12 protein-coding genes are annotated in these 15439 nt (G+C 41.9%); 6 read left to right on the top strand and 6 right to left on the bottom strand.

The features are described 5' to 3' along the window. Nucleotides 1-26 precede the first annotated feature (26 nt). The 4 genes from MHO82_RS02125 to MHO82_RS02110 all read left to right on the top strand — a co-directional run bounded on the left by MHO82_RS02125 (nucleotide 27) and on the right by MHO82_RS02110 (nucleotide 3814). A complete protein-coding gene (locus tag MHO82_RS02125; protein ID WP_239182192.1) occupies nucleotides 27-518 on the top strand; it encodes a peptidylprolyl isomerase in 492 nt (163 codons plus the stop codon). Between the two features lie 312 nt (nucleotides 519-830). Further along, nucleotides 831-1622 carry a transporter substrate-binding domain-containing protein gene (locus tag MHO82_RS02120; protein WP_239182191.1) on the top strand — a complete coding sequence of 264 codons (792 nt, stop codon included), beginning with the start codon at nucleotides 831-833 and terminating at the stop codon, nucleotides 1620-1622. After that, on the top strand, nucleotides 1585-3468 hold the full coding sequence (locus tag MHO82_RS02115) for an ATP-binding protein (RefSeq protein ID WP_239182190.1): 1884 nt from the start codon (nucleotides 1585-1587) through the stop codon (nucleotides 3466-3468). Before MHO82_RS02120 ends, MHO82_RS02115 begins: the two co-directional genes overlap by 38 nt. After that, complete coding sequence (locus MHO82_RS02110) at nucleotides 3446-3814, top strand: response regulator (RefSeq protein ID WP_239182189.1); 369 nt, start codon at nucleotides 3446-3448, stop codon at nucleotides 3812-3814. Before MHO82_RS02115 ends, MHO82_RS02110 begins: the two co-directional genes overlap by 23 nt. Before the next feature lie 71 nt (nucleotides 3815-3885). Here MHO82_RS02110 and MHO82_RS02105 read toward each other — a convergent pair whose 3' ends face one another. Beyond that, nucleotides 3886-4788, bottom strand: a complete 903-nt coding sequence (locus MHO82_RS02105) for a LysR family transcriptional regulator (protein WP_239182188.1) — start codon at nucleotides 4786-4788, stop codon at nucleotides 3886-3888. Nucleotides 4789-4917: 129 nt separating this feature from the next. Here MHO82_RS02105 and MHO82_RS02100 point away from each other — a divergent pair, with 129 nt between their 5' ends. Further along, complete coding sequence (locus tag MHO82_RS02100; protein WP_239182277.1) at nucleotides 4918-5238, top strand: monooxygenase; 321 nt, start codon at nucleotides 4918-4920, stop codon at nucleotides 5236-5238. Next, a complete protein-coding gene (locus MHO82_RS02095) occupies nucleotides 5231-5611 on the top strand; it encodes a hypothetical protein (protein ID WP_239182187.1) in 381 nt (126 codons plus the stop codon). The genes MHO82_RS02100 and MHO82_RS02095 overlap by 8 nt, the downstream gene beginning before the upstream one ends. 631 nt (nucleotides 5612-6242) lie before the next feature. On the opposite strand, the gene MHO82_RS02090 is transcribed toward MHO82_RS02095, so the two are convergent. From MHO82_RS02090 to MHO82_RS02070, 5 genes are all read right to left on the bottom strand, one after another. Next, nucleotides 6243-7031, bottom strand: a complete 789-nt coding sequence (locus tag MHO82_RS02090; RefSeq protein ID WP_239182186.1) for a LytTR family DNA-binding domain-containing protein — start codon at nucleotides 7029-7031, stop codon at nucleotides 6243-6245. Nucleotides 7032-7066: 35 nt separating this feature from the next. Next, on the bottom strand, nucleotides 7067-8137 hold the full coding sequence (locus MHO82_RS02085) for a histidine kinase (protein WP_239182185.1): 1071 nt from the start codon (nucleotides 8135-8137) through the stop codon (nucleotides 7067-7069). 413 nt (nucleotides 8138-8550) lie between these two features. Next, complete coding sequence (locus tag MHO82_RS02080) at nucleotides 8551-9210, bottom strand: hypothetical protein (RefSeq protein ID WP_239182184.1); 660 nt, start codon at nucleotides 9208-9210, stop codon at nucleotides 8551-8553. Between the two features lie 227 nt (nucleotides 9211-9437). After that, nucleotides 9438-14984 (bottom strand): non-ribosomal peptide synthetase, encoded by a 5547-nt coding sequence (locus MHO82_RS02075; protein ID WP_239182183.1) that lies wholly within the window; start codon nucleotides 14982-14984, stop codon nucleotides 9438-9440. A 10-nt stretch (nucleotides 14985-14994) separates the two neighbouring features. Then, nucleotides 14995-15420, bottom strand: coding sequence for a hypothetical protein (locus MHO82_RS02070; RefSeq protein WP_239182182.1), 426 nt, complete (start codon nucleotides 15418-15420; stop codon nucleotides 14995-14997). Nucleotides 15421-15439 lie beyond the last annotated feature (19 nt).

Below are 15439 nucleotides of genomic sequence, written 5' to 3'. Positions count from 1 at the left end.
ATTTCTTCTAACACAATGCGGTCAGCATGATTATTTTTACAACAAACGTAGGCAATATCGAAATTGAACTGAATTTAGAACGCGCACCAGTCAGTTCAAAAAACTTCCTAAAATATTGCCAAGATGGCTTCTATGACGGCACAATTTTCCACCGAGTTATCAAAGGCTTTATGATACAAGGTGGAGGCTTTACAAAAGACATGCAAGAAAAAGACACACGTGCAGCAATCGCCAATGAAGCAAACCGTGGGTTAAAAAATGTGATAGGTAGTATCGCCATGGCAAGAACCGATGCCCCGCATTCCGCCACCGCTCAATTTTTTATTAACTTAGCAGATAACGATTTTCTGGATCACACGGCCACTACAAATGCAGGATGGGGTTACGCTGTGTTTGGTAAAGTAACCGCTGGTATGGACGTTGTGAACAAAATCGCAGAGGTGGAAACAACATCAAAAAATGGCCATGACGATGTGCCATGCGAAGTCATCATCGTAGAGAAAGTGACAATTCAATAACAACTATACTTATTCAGCTAGAATCACAATGGCATAAATGACTCAGTCACAAATTTGTGCCATTGTTATCTTCACCTTCTCCCGCTATATGCCCTTCTCTTATTTACTTCTGAGTTTTTGTTTTCACAGAAAAAAACAAATTTTTCGCCCTCTCAAGCTCTTCTAGCCATCAAAAAGAAGCAGATAAAAATTTAAAACATAGGCATTGAAATACAATTAATCAGACTATAATCAGAATGAAACACAATGCACTTCCATGTGTGGCATTTAATTAAATACTCAAAATATATGTGCCGTAATAAGGACCCGCTCATGAGTATAAAAAACGCACTCACAAGTTTAATTGTATTGATCTTCTCGGCCATTAGCGCCCATTCATTTGCCAACGAACGCTTGGTACGAGTTGCTGGAGATCCCTATCCTCCTTGGACAGAAGGAGTTCAAGGCGAAAAAGCAACGGGTGGCATTGCAGTCGGCATTATTGAAGAATTATTCAAACGGCTCGATATGGAAACCTTAACATTTGTTTACCCATTTAAGCGTGGGTTAGAACGAATTAAACAAGGCGAAGAAGACGCGATTTTAATGGTGTCGACTTCTGAAGAACGTAAGCAATACATGTCATTTACTGTCCCTATAAGGTATGTAAAACACGTCTTTTTTTACTCATCATCCTCAAATAAATTTGATTGGCAAGAGTGGGAAGATCTTAAAAAGTACACAATAGGGAATATTACTGGCTACAACTTAGGAAACGACTGGGAAAAAGCGAAAAAACAGCATTCTCTTAATGTCGAAGAGGTAAAATCTGACGTTTATAATGCCGATAAATTACTACTTGGCCGTATTGATGCTTTTATTGCTGACCAAGAAGTCATGGAACGTTTTATTGAAGAAAATCCCAAATACCATGGAAAATTCAAATGGCATAAAAAGCCAGTTTATGTCAGCGTTAATAATTTTGGGATATCAAAAAAGTCATTTTTATTTCCAATGATCCCAGAAATTAATACGGTTCTAGAAGAAATGAAAGCCGATGGTACATTCCAAGAAATATTTTGTGTACATGGAAAAGAATTTAATGCTAGATGTGAAAAAAATTAAATACCGAAAAAGCATTAGTCGACGTTTAATCTTTTATATTGTTGCATTTAGCTCGGTCATTACATTAATGATTACTGCCTATCAACTAGTTCAAGATTATTTTTATGGTGTTGGTGAAATAAAAGATCAAATGCAACAAATAGAAGCGCTATCCATGTCTGGTTTAACTCACTCATTGTGGAATCTCTATGATGTTCAAATTAAAAATCAATTAAATGACCTTATTCAATTACCAAATTTACATTACTTAGAAATTCGATTTAACAAGGATATCATTGCATCCGTAGGAGAAGATTCTCATGAGCGTACACTCTCACAAGTCATTCCTATGTTTTATCAGCAATATAATGAAAATATCTTTATTGGTGAGCTTTATATCGTCGCCTCACTGGATGAGGTGTATAACTCAATTTATGACAAAGCACTGGTTATTTTAATTTCCAATGCAATAAAGACAACGCTGGTTTCTACGTTTATTTTTTTTCTATTTCAATACATTGTAACAAGACATTTGATCGCAATATCGGAGTACTTACAACGGCTATCTCCTGAAAATATGAACAAAAGATTGAGTTTAAAACGTAAATTTTGTCATGACGAACTTAACCAAGTTGTTTCTAGCATTAATGAACTCAGTAAAAACCTACAAGAAAAAACAGTTTCAAAGCAATATGTTGAAGCAATAATCTCTTCTGTAAACAACTCACTCATTGTCGTTGACTCTGAGCACACCATCAAAAAAATCAATTATGCCACATGTGCCCTATTAGGCTATGAAGAAAACGAACTGATAGGAAAAAATGTCTTCGATTTTCTCTCACACGACCGTAAACACACTTTCAATAACCAAGAGTACCAAAGCAAAGAGATTGAATGTACATACCTGACAAAATCCGGTGTAAAAGTACCTGTTTTATTATCGCTCAGCCAATTTACCACAGAGCCTAACAACACCACTGGGTATGTTCTTATTGCAAGAGATATAACAGAACAAAAATTATCTGAAGCAAAATTACTCGACTACAATGAAAAACTCACCTCTTCCAATCACGAACTAAAACTGCTTCAAGAACAGCTCATACATTCGGCTAAAATGGTTTCTATTGGTCAAGTAACGTCAGGTCTAGCCCATGAAATCAATCAACCTCTCGGATCGATCCAACTTAACACTGAGCTCATTTACTCAATAGTACAGGAAGATGGTTCTATTACTAAAAATGATATTGATCCAATCTATAAAAAAGTAAGCAAACAAATTAACCGAATAACCAAAATAATACAGCATTTAAAAATATTTACTCGTGATGACACCGTTACAGAGCTGGAAAAAACCAATTTTATTACCTTGATTGATGAGTCTCTTGTTCTTTTTTCTCAAGGATTCAGCTTAAATAAAATAAATTTAGTCAAAAATTTTGAAAAGAAAATCCCGCATATTGAATGCAATAAAATACATATTGAGCAACTAATTACAAATATATTAAGCAATGCCGAACATGCATTAGAAGGTACAAATAATAAAACCATCATCATCAGGCTCTATATGAAAGAGTCTTACTTATGTATGGAGATAGAAGACAATGGTCATGGTATTTCCCCAGAAAATTTAAGCAAAATTTTTGATCCATTCTTTACAACCAAACAAGTAGGAAAAGGAACTGGGCTTGGCATGTCCATAAGTTATGGCATTGCTCAATCTCATAATGGAACACTCACCGTTAGAAGCTTATTAGGATCAGGGACTTGCTTTACTTTGTCACTTCCTATCAAACAGGTTGATAAAAAAGAGATATCTCAGAAAAGTATATTGCAGGAGTACAGCAATGAAGGTGCTATTAATCGATGACGATCTAGATTTTAATGATGCAATCTATCAACATTTACATCGAAAAGGATTAGATGTTCATACTGCCTACGATGGAATTCAAGGGCTTGCTATGTTTAATCGCTTAAAGCCTGATCTTGTCATCACCGATATTATCATGCCAAATGAAGATGGCCTCTGGTTTCTGACATCCATTAAAGATAAAAACCACAACTTACCATGTAAAGTTATCGCAATATCTGGTGGTGGCAGAATATCAGGTGAAACCTATTTAGATATTGCTCGATCGTTTGGTGCAGACTTTGTATTAAGCAAGCCCTTCTCTTTCACACAACTTTATAACCTTATCGAAGAAGTAAAGCCTTAACGAGGCAACAAGATGACTAACAAGGGGTTAAATACACAGGCCAGAAGCTGGTTCACGCGAAGTAGCTTCTTTCATTCTTTTTTCCTATCCTCAGAATATTTAAGCAACCTATCATAAAACCCTTTTGCCGCAGGCCCTGTTTTACTCCCTTTAGGCAATGTTAAGTGTAGAGGAACCTGATAGCGTTTGGCATTTTCAACATTTAGCACAACCAGCCCACTATCGGCTCTCTTTTTAATCACATGTTCGGGCAGACGGCAAAAACCAACGCCCTTCTCCACAGCACGCAGAGCATGGTCAAAATTATCAACGGTAATACGCTGGCGTGACTTTAACCAACCGACATCCTGCTTACTGACTTTTCGACTTTCATCTCCCAAATCTCGAACCACTATCTGAGGGATAATTGAAAACTCAGAAACACAAACCGATGCTTTCTGCGCTAATGGATGATCGGCAGCAATCACAGGTAGCATGGTGGTAACGCCAAATGCCTCCGCAGGGTAATTCGTCACTGGTAACGTAATAATGGCTATATCAGCCTCTTCACTCGTTACCATGTGCGATGTTTTCGACAAGGAAGTTTCTACCACTTGAATAGACGTCGTACTATTTTCTGATAAATACTCCGCCATAGGTGAATACAACCAATCAGGATTGCAAAGGTGATCCATTGCGACAACAATTTCCGACTCTATTCCTTTTGATAATTGTTTACTGATCTCTTCTAGCTCACGAGCCTGCTCCAACATGGTATTGGCTCGACGCAGCAATGATTTTCCATCTTCCGTCAGTACTGCTCTTCGCTTTTCTACAGTGATTAATGACACACCAAGCTGTTCTTCCAACTTTTTAACAGCATAAATCAACGTGGTATGACTTTTATTCAATACCGTAGCAGCCGCCTGAATGCTGCCAGCACGCTCTATTTCATACAGGGTTTGCCATTGGTCTAGTGTCGTTTTTAATCTCATTGGTCTAAATATTCCACAGTTAGTCACAATATTATGAACTTTTATGTTCGTTTTTTATAGATAAGAATAGACCCATGACATAACGAAGCAGATAACAACATGGCGTCCTAATAGAGAGAAATAATCATGATGAAATTACTACAAGTAGACTTCGGTTTTAATGGTCCATTTGGTGAAGAAATGGCAAACGCTTTAGTAGAACTCGCTGAATCCATTAATAATGAACCTGGTATGATTTGGAAAATCTGGACAGAAAGCGAAGCGAATAAACTCGGTGGCGGTATCTACCTTTTTGAAGATGAAGCCAGCGCAAAGGCCTATTTAGCAATGCATACCGCCCGATTACAGAAACTGGGCGTTAAAGAAGTGCGCGGGCATATTTTTGATATCAACCAGCCACTAACCAATATCAATCGTGGTCCGATTGCTCTTGGAGGTCATCATGAATAACAAAACATTCTTAACTGTACACGGCAGTATTTACATCGTTTTTGCCCTCGCGCTGTTCTTTATACCAACATTAATATGGCCCATGTATGGACTGGAAATAAACGATCAATACGCTTATTTCCTTTCACAGCACACCAGTATTTTCCTCGGCGGTATTGCTGCAATTAGCTTAATGCTTCGAGAAATCGAAACGGGGCTCATTGCGAAAAAGCTGTTTACCGCTTTAATGATCGGCAACCTACTTGGTGTCGTTATTACCGTATATGCAGGAATAACCGGAATTTTTGTCGGCTTTGGTTGGAGCGATCCTGCTTTCTTTACTCTGCTTTCAATTCTCAGCTACTTACAAATGAAAAAACAAGAGAGTAAATAGATTGTGATGTTCCATTTCCCGAAGCATCTAAAGATATTAGTCATTACCTGATACTAGAGAGACAACATAGTTATCGCGGGGGACTTCCACCAAAGAAAGCTGAAAGCGGCCTAATTTACTGTCCGGAATGAGTTAACCACTACAAACAAAGGTACATTCAATTCATTGGGCATTGCCATAACGCTGGCAGATTGTTCCTTGCTAGCCTTAAGATGTAAAGCCCAATGATAATTTCCGGCGTAAGAACACGTGTCTTATTCGACCTTGTAAGGGCAAGAAGGCTTCCTTATTGTTATAGATTTGACCCCATATTTACACCAAAATTTTGTTGATGGACACGCTGTTTAACATGTTACTTTCTGCCAATTGCACTTGCCCTAACAAGAATCACAGCAAACAGTTCACAACATCAACCCTTTAAACAATAAATCGACTTGCCAGTATCACTGGCAAGTCGACTCTGTCTGCAAATGAACTGCCTACCATCAGAACGGTGCTAAACAGCTGTTTTTGTTCTGGTCATTCACTGTCAACCAGTTGGTCCTGTGGTCGTTTTTTTGGGCCCCCTCTAAGCCTGCGCAATTTCCCCGATAACAAAATCATTATTTTTACACCAACAATTAAACTCTCGTCACATTTGCTTGAACAAATTTTGAAAGTTTCGACTTACTGGTAACTTGTCATTACAGCCTACTAAGTACAAATTCATCCTTCCGGTAAAATCCCTTTTCACACGCTCAATTTGTTTTGACTGAACAAGTGTTCCCCTGTGTATTTGCCAGAAAAGTGAAGGATCTAGCTGACTTTTTAGCTCTTTTATTGACGTACGAATGATGGATTCACCCTCAGCTGTTACTACAGTTGTATATTTATCTGCTGCTTTAAAGTAATAAACATCTTCAATAGAGATCAGGTGAATACTGTCACGTCGACTTACTTTCAACCAATCAAGGTATTTCGGTTCACTTTTATGCTCAAAATGCGCCATCAGCCGATCAACCAAATCTTCAGAATAAGGAATTTCTGCTTCTTTTGTCCGCGCATTCTCTGTAAGACGGCTCTTCACACGATCCAAAGACGCATCAAGTCTATCCATCTCTACCGGTTTTAAAATATAGTCCACTGCCTCTTGCTCAAAGGCTGTCACAGCATGTTGTTCAAAAGCAGTGATGAATACAACTAAAGGTTGCTTTTCAAAGTTTGCCATTTTACGAGTAGCCGTGAGGCCATCCATTTCGGGCATACGAATATCCATAAATACCACATCAGGTTGATGCTCTTGTGCCATTTTCACTGCATCTTTGCCGTTTCCAGCCATACCTACAATGTCTAACTCCGGCCAAAGCTCCGCTAGATACTTATCTAGTAGCCTACGCAGGAGCGGCTCATCATCTACGATTAATCCCGTAAAACCATCCATAATTCAATACTCATTAATCAAGAATATTACATTTATTAAGTAGCCTCTTTCATGGGAAGAGCAAGTTGTACTGTCACCCCCCCCATCGTATTTTCACTGATTGACAGTGAGGCTTCTTCCCCATATAACGTAGTTATTCGACTACGTATATTGTTCAAACCAACACCGTGACCTTTATGCTGGCTATTTCCTAGTCCAACACCATCTTCTTCAACCAAGATACGCATTGTATTTTTCTCATTCGTAGATATATTCACAGATAACGTGCAAGGCTTTGAGGTACCTTCGATACCATGTAAAATTGCGTTTTCGACCAATGGCTGTAATAGCAGCGGCGGGAATGATTGCCCCACATCTATTTGCTTATCAACATAAAACTTAACCGTCAGCCTTTCATCCAATCGAATTTTTTGAATCGCGAGGTAAGACTTACAAAAACTCACCTCATCATTGAGCGTCACCTCTTTTTCTCGTGTCCTCAATAAGCTCTGTCGCAATAAATTAGTAAAATGGTCTAAATACTCGACAGACTTACCCGTATCAAGAAGTATCATCGCTTTTAAATTTGCTAACGCATTAAACAAGAAATGCGGCTCAATTTGAGATTGCAATAGTTTTAGCTCGCTTAAAAGTATTTCTTTGTCTTTTCTTTCCTTTTCTAATTCAGATTGCTCAAGCTTAATTTTCATCACAAGCTTTTGGTGGTAACTAAAAAAGAAAAATATAATTCCACCAGACACGACAAGAGCATAGAGTAGAACTTGGCTAATCCAATTCGAAATGTCTCCCCAAATCGATTGTTCAAAGAGCACATCGAAGTAATGAGAGATGATGATGATTAAGGCTGTACCAGAAAGAAACCCTAAAAATGCGGGCACAAGATACCGCGTAACAAGAGGTTGCTCTGGGAATTTTATTCCCCAAAAATGGATACTAAAATGACAGCAAATTCCGTAGCTGTATGAAATGATAAAAACACGAAGATCAGACCACGGATCGGTTCCCGGTTCTTGTATAGTGATTATTGTTGCAACTAATGAGCACAAGGCGGCTGTCGAAAGAAAACCCCCTCCCCAATTCCAAACCTTGGAAAAAAAACTTCTCATACTACATGTATCCAATCCAACGTAGATCTTATGAGACCGCATTAATAAATATTACCGCCATCACTCAGTTACAATGCGACAACAACATAAAACAAAAAATTCTTTAAACACAGTAATTTAAGGAGTGTTAAACTTAGAACTCATGATACCGTAAGTGGCCCCATTTTAAGTTTCTTTTATCGTAAACTTGGAGAGGCTTCATAAATTTTTCATCCTATCATTAATGAAAATAGCACGCTCCGTAGAAGTGGCTGATTACCAATTTCTTCGAGCATCAAATCAGCGATGAAGGCTTATTTTTGTCTCGGCGTTAACCCGCTCAAATGGCTAAAATTTGGCGTAATAAAATAAAAAATCCCGACGTCTGTCAGGATTTCTTGGCGGGGAGGAGTAACCGCTTTTTAGTACATCATTTAGCCTTTCAGTCGAGTCACCATTTCTTTCGCTCGGCTTGCCTCTTGAGACTCTGGCGCATTTTCAATAATCGCACCCGCATATTTTAGTGCTTCCTCTGTCTTACCCGCTTTTTCTGCGGCAATGGCAGCACAAAGATAAGTCGAAGATTTACCTTCAAATGGAAGATACTGCATTAACTCTAGCTCCAGTGTTTCTTCCAAAATTTCCGAGCCCGCATTTAACCTGTTAAATATTTGCGGCATTTCAACAAACGTACAACCGACCGTCGTTTGAACCCATATTGGTAAAGGAAGCCCGAAGAACGTTTCTTGCATGTGCTCCGGACCGAGTAATTCAATAGCTTTGTCCATTCGCGCTAACCCGCGCTCTACATGTTTCATTTTGTTCCAGGGCATCCAAGCATCGCGACCAAGCATCGTTTCAGTACTGCCGAGTACCGTTTTAATTAGCGGGTTACCCGGGTTTTTCTCGTCTAGCTTAAGAAGCTTTTCGTAGGCGCTTTTGGTTGCACTTTGGTCGCCTAAGGATGCATTTTCAAATTCCACCATAGTTGCTTGGGGAATGACGCTTGCGCTTACGGTAGGTGCAGCACCCAACAGGAAAACAGATAAGGTTACAGATAGCAGTGAAGCAGAGTGAAATTTCATCATTTTCATAATGTTCTCTCCTGAAAAATTCGGTTTAGGTTGTCAAACGCTTTGTCTTTGTTGATATAAAGACTACCCAGTTTGTTCAAACAGTACTTTTTGATCTGACAAACGGGTGGTTTTAGGTAACAACCGTCATGAATTAAGGAGCGAATGGTCTGGGGAAAATAAAAAATAGCCAGATGGGTTCCATCTGGCTATTTACATTCTTCGTTTGGCGATAAGGAGCCTGAATTTTATAGCGGGGTTTGATTAATAACCTCTGATATGGCGATGGTATTCTCTCGCTCTAGTAACTGACCATGATGGCCAGTCAAATGGACACCATCACAATTAGGGAAGACATTCGTTAGTCCGTGAGAAAGCGATGGTAGTGCTTCCAATGTACCATAGAATTGATACATGCTATCAATCAATTCACCAACAACTTTCCAGTCCCCTTCAACTGGCATATCCATACCACACTGGAAAACAGCCCCCCTACCTAAGTAAGGTAAACTGCTCAAGCGCTCTGTAAAACGATAAAAGTCGAGGAACGTTGCCATTATCTCCTGCTGAGACGGCGTCATCTCGGATATTTGTGGCATCGATTGCAACGCGTCAATTTTATCTCCCGCCATCGTATAGCCAACAGGATCGATAAAGTAAATATACTCGATGGTCTTGCCTTGTTGAGCGAGTTTTTCCGCAATATCATGCGCTAACACTGCGCCTCTAGATGCCCCCGCTAACTTGATACGATCATTAGATGCTTCTTGTACAATAAGGTTAGCGTAGTAGTCAGACAAACTCGCTAACGCATACTGCCGCTGCTTATGTACTTCGATATTTTCCAGCAATACCACAGGCTGCTCAGTATCCAAGCAATCCGCTAAATTAAAGTAAGATTCGGTCCCAGCCCCACCCGGTGGTATGAAGAAAATGGGTGTGAGGCTGCCTTCCTGGTTGATATGTATCGCTGGCTCAAATCCTTTCAGTACATTCTTAGAGGAGAAATTCAAATTGACTAACGCCCTCGGCAAAGTTTCAAGCTCATACGGAAGAGATACACTTTCACCGTGTTCAACAATCGCTTGAAGCCCATTCAAGAAAGCCTGACCAAACGCATCTACACGTATCTTTTTGAAAACAGTCGCGTCGAAATCAATGACAAAAGTCAGCTTACCTTTGCTCACAAAACCATTCATGCAAAGCGCATGAGTACGGCGATGCTTGACGCTTATATCACTTCCTGATGCCACATCCAAGATTTGAAAAGGTGTCTCTACCCCGCCTTTTTGATCCAACTGTCCCAAGTAGTTGAACAGCAACTCACTATCAGAAGCGCGTTCTGCACATAAAATACCGTCATCGCCCGAGTAATGTTTTAGCACGTTGTAACCAACGCCATTGTTGGGAATGTCCTCTAGCACTTTATTCGTACTCTGCACGAGTGCTGACAGGTCATTGTACTGGTGGTCTCCTCTGCCAAGCAGCACAGGGAAAATGGATGTAAACCAACCAACAGTCTGGCTTAGATCAACATCGCCAAATAACTCTTCGCGGCCATGCCCTTCTAAAAACACCCGGAAACAATGACCACCTTGCCACTTACACAAGGCGAGGTTAAGCGCAGACAAAAGTAGGCTATTTATCGACGCCTGGTATATCCCTTGACACTTACCTAGCAACGCGTCAGTTCGCGCTTCATCTAGCTGCACTTCGAAACGCTCGGTTGTCTCCCCCGTCCCCGTCTCTTTTCTATAACAATCAGGCTGCAACTTGTCCACCCGAGATGTGAGAACATCTAACCAGTATTGTTTTTCGTTCTCAAACTGCCCCTCCTCACAGGCTTTTTTCAGCCTCTCGGACCAAGCTTGGTACGAATGCGTTTTCGCACCGAGTCGAATATCTCCTTGCTTATGCTGTTCCCAAGACTGAGTAATATCATCGACCAAGATACGCCAACTGACACCATCGACCACCAAATGGTGAATTATCCAAAGCAGCTTGCTCTCCCCCTTTTCAGCGCTCTCGAAATACACCACTTTAAATAATGGTCCAGTGCTTAAATTAAATCTCGCCTTTTCAACTTCCCCATATTCTTCAATCTGCTTTTCCTGCTCTTCGCGTGTCCCATTGCATAGCGCCACAACCATTAGCGTGCTTTCGAGCATCTTGGTAGAAACTGGATCGTAGTAGGAACGCCAATCATTGTCTTTCACAAAGCGCATCCGAAGGGCATCATGCTTCACGTACAAGGCACTGACGATAGACTGCAACGTTTCACTGTCCACCCCCTCCGGCGCCGCCGTAACAATCGACTGATGAAAATAGGACAGTTCTTCATTACCGCTATTGAGGTAATCCTTTTGGATTGGCAACAATAGCTGACTACCTGACACGTCTTCTTGAGATGCCACCACCTGAGAGTCCGTTGCCATTTTGCCTAGCGCTTTAATCGTCCTCGCACTGAACAATTTACGCGTCGATATGCCTATATCTTCTGCGTTTGCCCGTCCGACAACCTGAAGTGAAAGAATAGAATCCCCTCCAATATTGAAGAAATCATCGTTGATACCGATTTTTTCTACACCAAGCACTTCCTGCCAAATGGCACACAATTTTCTTTCCACTTCCGACTTGGGCGGTTCATAGCCTTCATGGTTCCAAGCCTTATCTGGCAAGGCTCTAACATCCACCTTCCCGCTGTGGGTCAATGGAATAGCAGGCAGCTTCACAAGCGTTTTGGGTACCATGTACTCTGGCAATTTTTCTTTTAACGCCACAAGCAGTGCCTCGGCTGTACACGTATTCGAATTTGCAGATGTATAGAATGCGGCGAGGTAATTGATGTTCTCCTGACGACGCTCGATGACTACGGCTTGATCGATTTCTGGTAACTGTTTCAACGCAGCCTCGATCTCACCCAGTTCAATTCTGTATCCACGAATTTTAACTTGGCTGTCATTTCTACCGAGATACTCAATGCTACCGTCTGGAAGCCAACGTACAATATCGCCCGTTCGATAAACAAGATGGTAGTCGTCCAATGCAATCTGAGGAAACGGGTGTGCAACAAACCTTTCCGCCGTTAAGTCCTCTCTGTTCAAATACCCCGATGCAACGCCAGCGCCCCCTATGTATAGCTCTCCAGGCGCACCCGTCGGTAGCAATTCCATCCGGTCAGACAATATGAATGCTTGGGTGTTTTGGAGCGGCTTTCCAATACAGTTATGACCCGGTTGCAGGTAAAAGTCCTTGCAGATAAACGAAGTAACCGTCGCTTCAGTTGGCCCATAGACATTCACCAACTTATCTTTCCAACGTTCTTTAAGCTCACCGCTACATGCCTCTCCTCCGCTTACCACCAATCTAACGGAAGACATCGACTCCGTACGGCCCAATGTAGAGAGCAGTTGTGGTGTCCCATCAACATAGGTCACACGCTCTTGGGAAATAAGTGACTGAAGTTCATCCAATGCCTCCATCTCTTGGTCGGTTGGAATCACAAGTGTTGCGCCTGCACCCAATGTGAGAAAAATAATCTCCACTGACGCATCAAAAATGTATTGAGAAAGCAATATCGACACATCGTGTTCATGATAAGACTGGACTTTTGCCTGGCTTTCTAACAAGTTCACCACTGAGCGATGTTGCACCATCACACCTTTTGGTTGCCCTGTGGTTCCCGATGTGTAAATCACGTATGCAAGGCTATCTGCATTTTGTGCTGGCCTTTCAACGGTTGGGATAGAGGGGTCGACAGAACCATGGTCGCACGCGACCATTTCCACGTCATGGTCAACCAATGAAAGGCAGGCATGTAGGCTCGCCATTTTATTCTGCTGTGTTAAAACAATAGGGGCCTGAGTGTCCGCCAAGATATAACGCACTCGCTCTTGCGGGAAAGACGTTGAAATAGGCACATAGGCCGCCCCCGCTTTCCAAGCGGCTAAGATACCTACTACCGTGTCAATGCTTCGCTCGATGTACAGCGCAATAAACGTTTGTGGCTGTATAGGTTGACCAAATCGCTGACCATGAACATACGTCATGCGGTGTGCTAATGCTTCCGCCCGCCTGTCCAGTTCCTTATAACTAAGGCGCTCACCTCGACACACTACTGCAACATTATCCGGGTTTAACGCCGCCTGTTGCTCAAATACCCGAAGCACAGTGGTGTCATTATTATACGATGACGAGGTGGCATTCCACAGTACCGTCTGCTGGTATTTTTCTTCTTCAGTAGCAAAACAAAGCTGTTGATGATTTTGGTTCGGGTGCTTACACACACCTTCAACAATAAGAACAAGTTGTGATAGCAATTGCTCCACCTTGTCCCTAGACAGCAAATCCTTCCCATACTGAAGCTGGATGGTGATAGCTTCAGGGCTATCAAAAACAGCCAGACACAGTGGGTAGTCCACTTTTTCTACCGCCTCACGAAGAACTAACCCGCCTCGTTTTGCCGCGTCAGGATCGACAGGGTAGTTTTCATAGATGAATAAACTATGGAACAGGCGCTGCCCCCCTTTTTGCAGCTTAGCCAACGAAACATTTGAGTAGCTGTTCAGTTCAGCGATTTTCAACTGGATTTGCTGCAACACTTCCGCGCAGGTTTCCTCTGCATTCCAGTTCACTGCAAGCGGCAACGTATTGATGTACAAACCGACACTTGTTTCAACCCCTTCAATCGGTATATCCCTTCCTGACACGGTTGTTCCCACAATCGTTTGTTCATCTAAGGAATAAGTCTGCAGGAGTTTATGCCAAGCAAATTGCAATACGACGTTCAGCGTCACACCGGATTTTCGACACATTGATTTGAGCAGTGTCAAACGTTCGTTTTCGATGACTGTCTGTATTTCAGCTGGCTCTCGCATCGCGTCTAAGTGAGTAACATCATCACGATGACTTAACATTAAGCGAATGTCGTTGGTACCTGAAAAGTGCGCTTTCGCTTCGCTCCAATAGGTATCTACCGCCTTTTGCTGGCTTTGGTAATACTTCTGGACTTCATGGTAGGCGTTATCCGTTTCTACCTTTGGCGATTCACTTTCACATAACGTTGCGTAATAGCCATGAACCGCTTCGAGCAACACAGGGCTACTCCATCCATCCGAAATAGCATGATGCTCCGTCTTTATTACAGTAAAGCACTCGTCGTGCTGCTTGATTATGATAAATCTCATCAGTCCTGGTGACTTGAGATCGAAGGGCACCAATCGGTCTTGTTGCTGTATTTTTTTAATTTCTGCGTCAATTGCCGCGCGGCTATCAAGTTCAGAAAGGTCGACAACGGTGAAGTTCGCCGCGCCAATCGATGGGTCTTTTGTTACGACTTGCAGGATTTCTCCCTCTCCATCCCAGTCGAAACACGTCCTCAGGGCTGGGTAACGAAGCGAAGCCAGCCTCCACGCTTCGCAATACGCAGCAATATCCAACGCGTGGTGGTAGTCCAACAGCAATTGAACTCGGTATGCATCATCGTCAGGGTGATTTACATGATGCAAAATAAAACCTTGTTGAAGGCTAGTGGCCGGATAAATGGCCTCAATCGCATTTTGACTCGTATGCTGCGCTGAGCCTTGCGCGCTGTTACTTAGCAAGAACGCTTCGAATACCTCTTCTGAATGTATTTGATTGGCATTCAGGTAAAGCAACAGTTCTGATTTGTTGCTACGTATAGCCGATATTAACCTTTCGCTTGGTTCATTATCGCCAAACGCGATTTCAATGTTTTCACCTTCAGCCCAAAGCCAGACATCCTGTTCCCAAGCATCAACAATAAGTTGCCACATAACATTTCCTTTATATCCGTATGGAATTTCTTTTTTGTTTAGTTGCACGGCCTGAATCACCTACCGACAACTTAATTTTTTCCAGTCTCACTGTCGATAGTGAAGCAACGTAGTCACTTGCCGTTTTCACCGAACCTAGGTGTAACGCGGTCGTGCTCTGTAAAATAACGCTTTCAATTGCTCGCTTAAATTCTTCAGAGAATTGCGCACTCTTCGCTTTAGGCAAGGAGGTAGATACAAAAAACACAAGTGCGTTGTTCTGAATAGCGCCATTGATATCCAGCGTCATTGGCTCGTGGTTTATTGAGGGAACCGTTACGCCACACCCTAAAGCCTCTACTTGCCACATTCCTGATCCCTGCTGTGTAGAAGGCTCAAGCTGGCCAAGGTAGTTGAAGCGCACCGTTGGCAGTGCTTGTTTCCTGTGTTTTTCCATGGGTTCTCCTGCAAACAAA

This window comes from Vibrio sp. Of7-15 (assembly GCF_022347565.1).
Lineage (GTDB): Bacteria > Pseudomonadota > Gammaproteobacteria > Enterobacterales > Vibrionaceae > NORP241.
This window is presented reverse-complemented; position numbering and strand designations above follow the sequence as displayed.

Excerpts from the sequence above, each read along its gene's own strand:
- MHO82_RS02125 (WP_239182192.1), top strand. The coding sequence starts at position 27 with ATGATTATTTTTACAACAAACGTAGGCAATATCGAAATTGAACTGAAT.
- MHO82_RS02120 (WP_239182191.1), top strand. The coding sequence starts at position 831 with ATGAGTATAAAAAACGCACTCACAAGTTTAATTGTATTGATCTTCTCG.
- MHO82_RS02115 (WP_239182190.1), top strand. The coding sequence starts at position 1,585 with ATGGAAAAGAATTTAATGCTAGATGTGAAAAAAATTAAATACCGAAAA.
- MHO82_RS02110 (WP_239182189.1), top strand. The coding sequence starts at position 3,446 with ATGAAGGTGCTATTAATCGATGACGATCTAGATTTTAATGATGCAATC.
- MHO82_RS02105 (WP_239182188.1), bottom strand. The coding sequence starts at position 4,788 with ATGAGATTAAAAACGACACTAGACCAATGGCAAACCCTGTATGAAATA.
- MHO82_RS02100 (WP_239182277.1), top strand. The coding sequence starts at position 4,918 with ATGAAATTACTACAAGTAGACTTCGGTTTTAATGGTCCATTTGGTGAA.
- MHO82_RS02095 (WP_239182187.1), top strand. The coding sequence starts at position 5,231 with ATGAATAACAAAACATTCTTAACTGTACACGGCAGTATTTACATCGTT.
- MHO82_RS02090 (WP_239182186.1), bottom strand. The coding sequence starts at position 7,031 with ATGGATGGTTTTACGGGATTAATCGTAGATGATGAGCCGCTCCTGCGT.
- MHO82_RS02085 (WP_239182185.1), bottom strand. The coding sequence starts at position 8,137 with ATGAGAAGTTTTTTTTCCAAGGTTTGGAATTGGGGAGGGGGTTTTCTT.
- MHO82_RS02080 (WP_239182184.1), bottom strand. The coding sequence starts at position 9,210 with ATGAAAATGATGAAATTTCACTCTGCTTCACTGCTATCTGTAACCTTA.
- MHO82_RS02075 (WP_239182183.1), bottom strand. The coding sequence starts at position 14,984 with ATGTGGCAACTTATTGTTGATGCTTGGGAACAGGATGTCTGGCTTTGG.
- MHO82_RS02070 (WP_239182182.1), bottom strand. The coding sequence starts at position 15,420 with ATGGAAAAACACAGGAAACAAGCACTGCCAACGGTGCGCTTCAACTAC.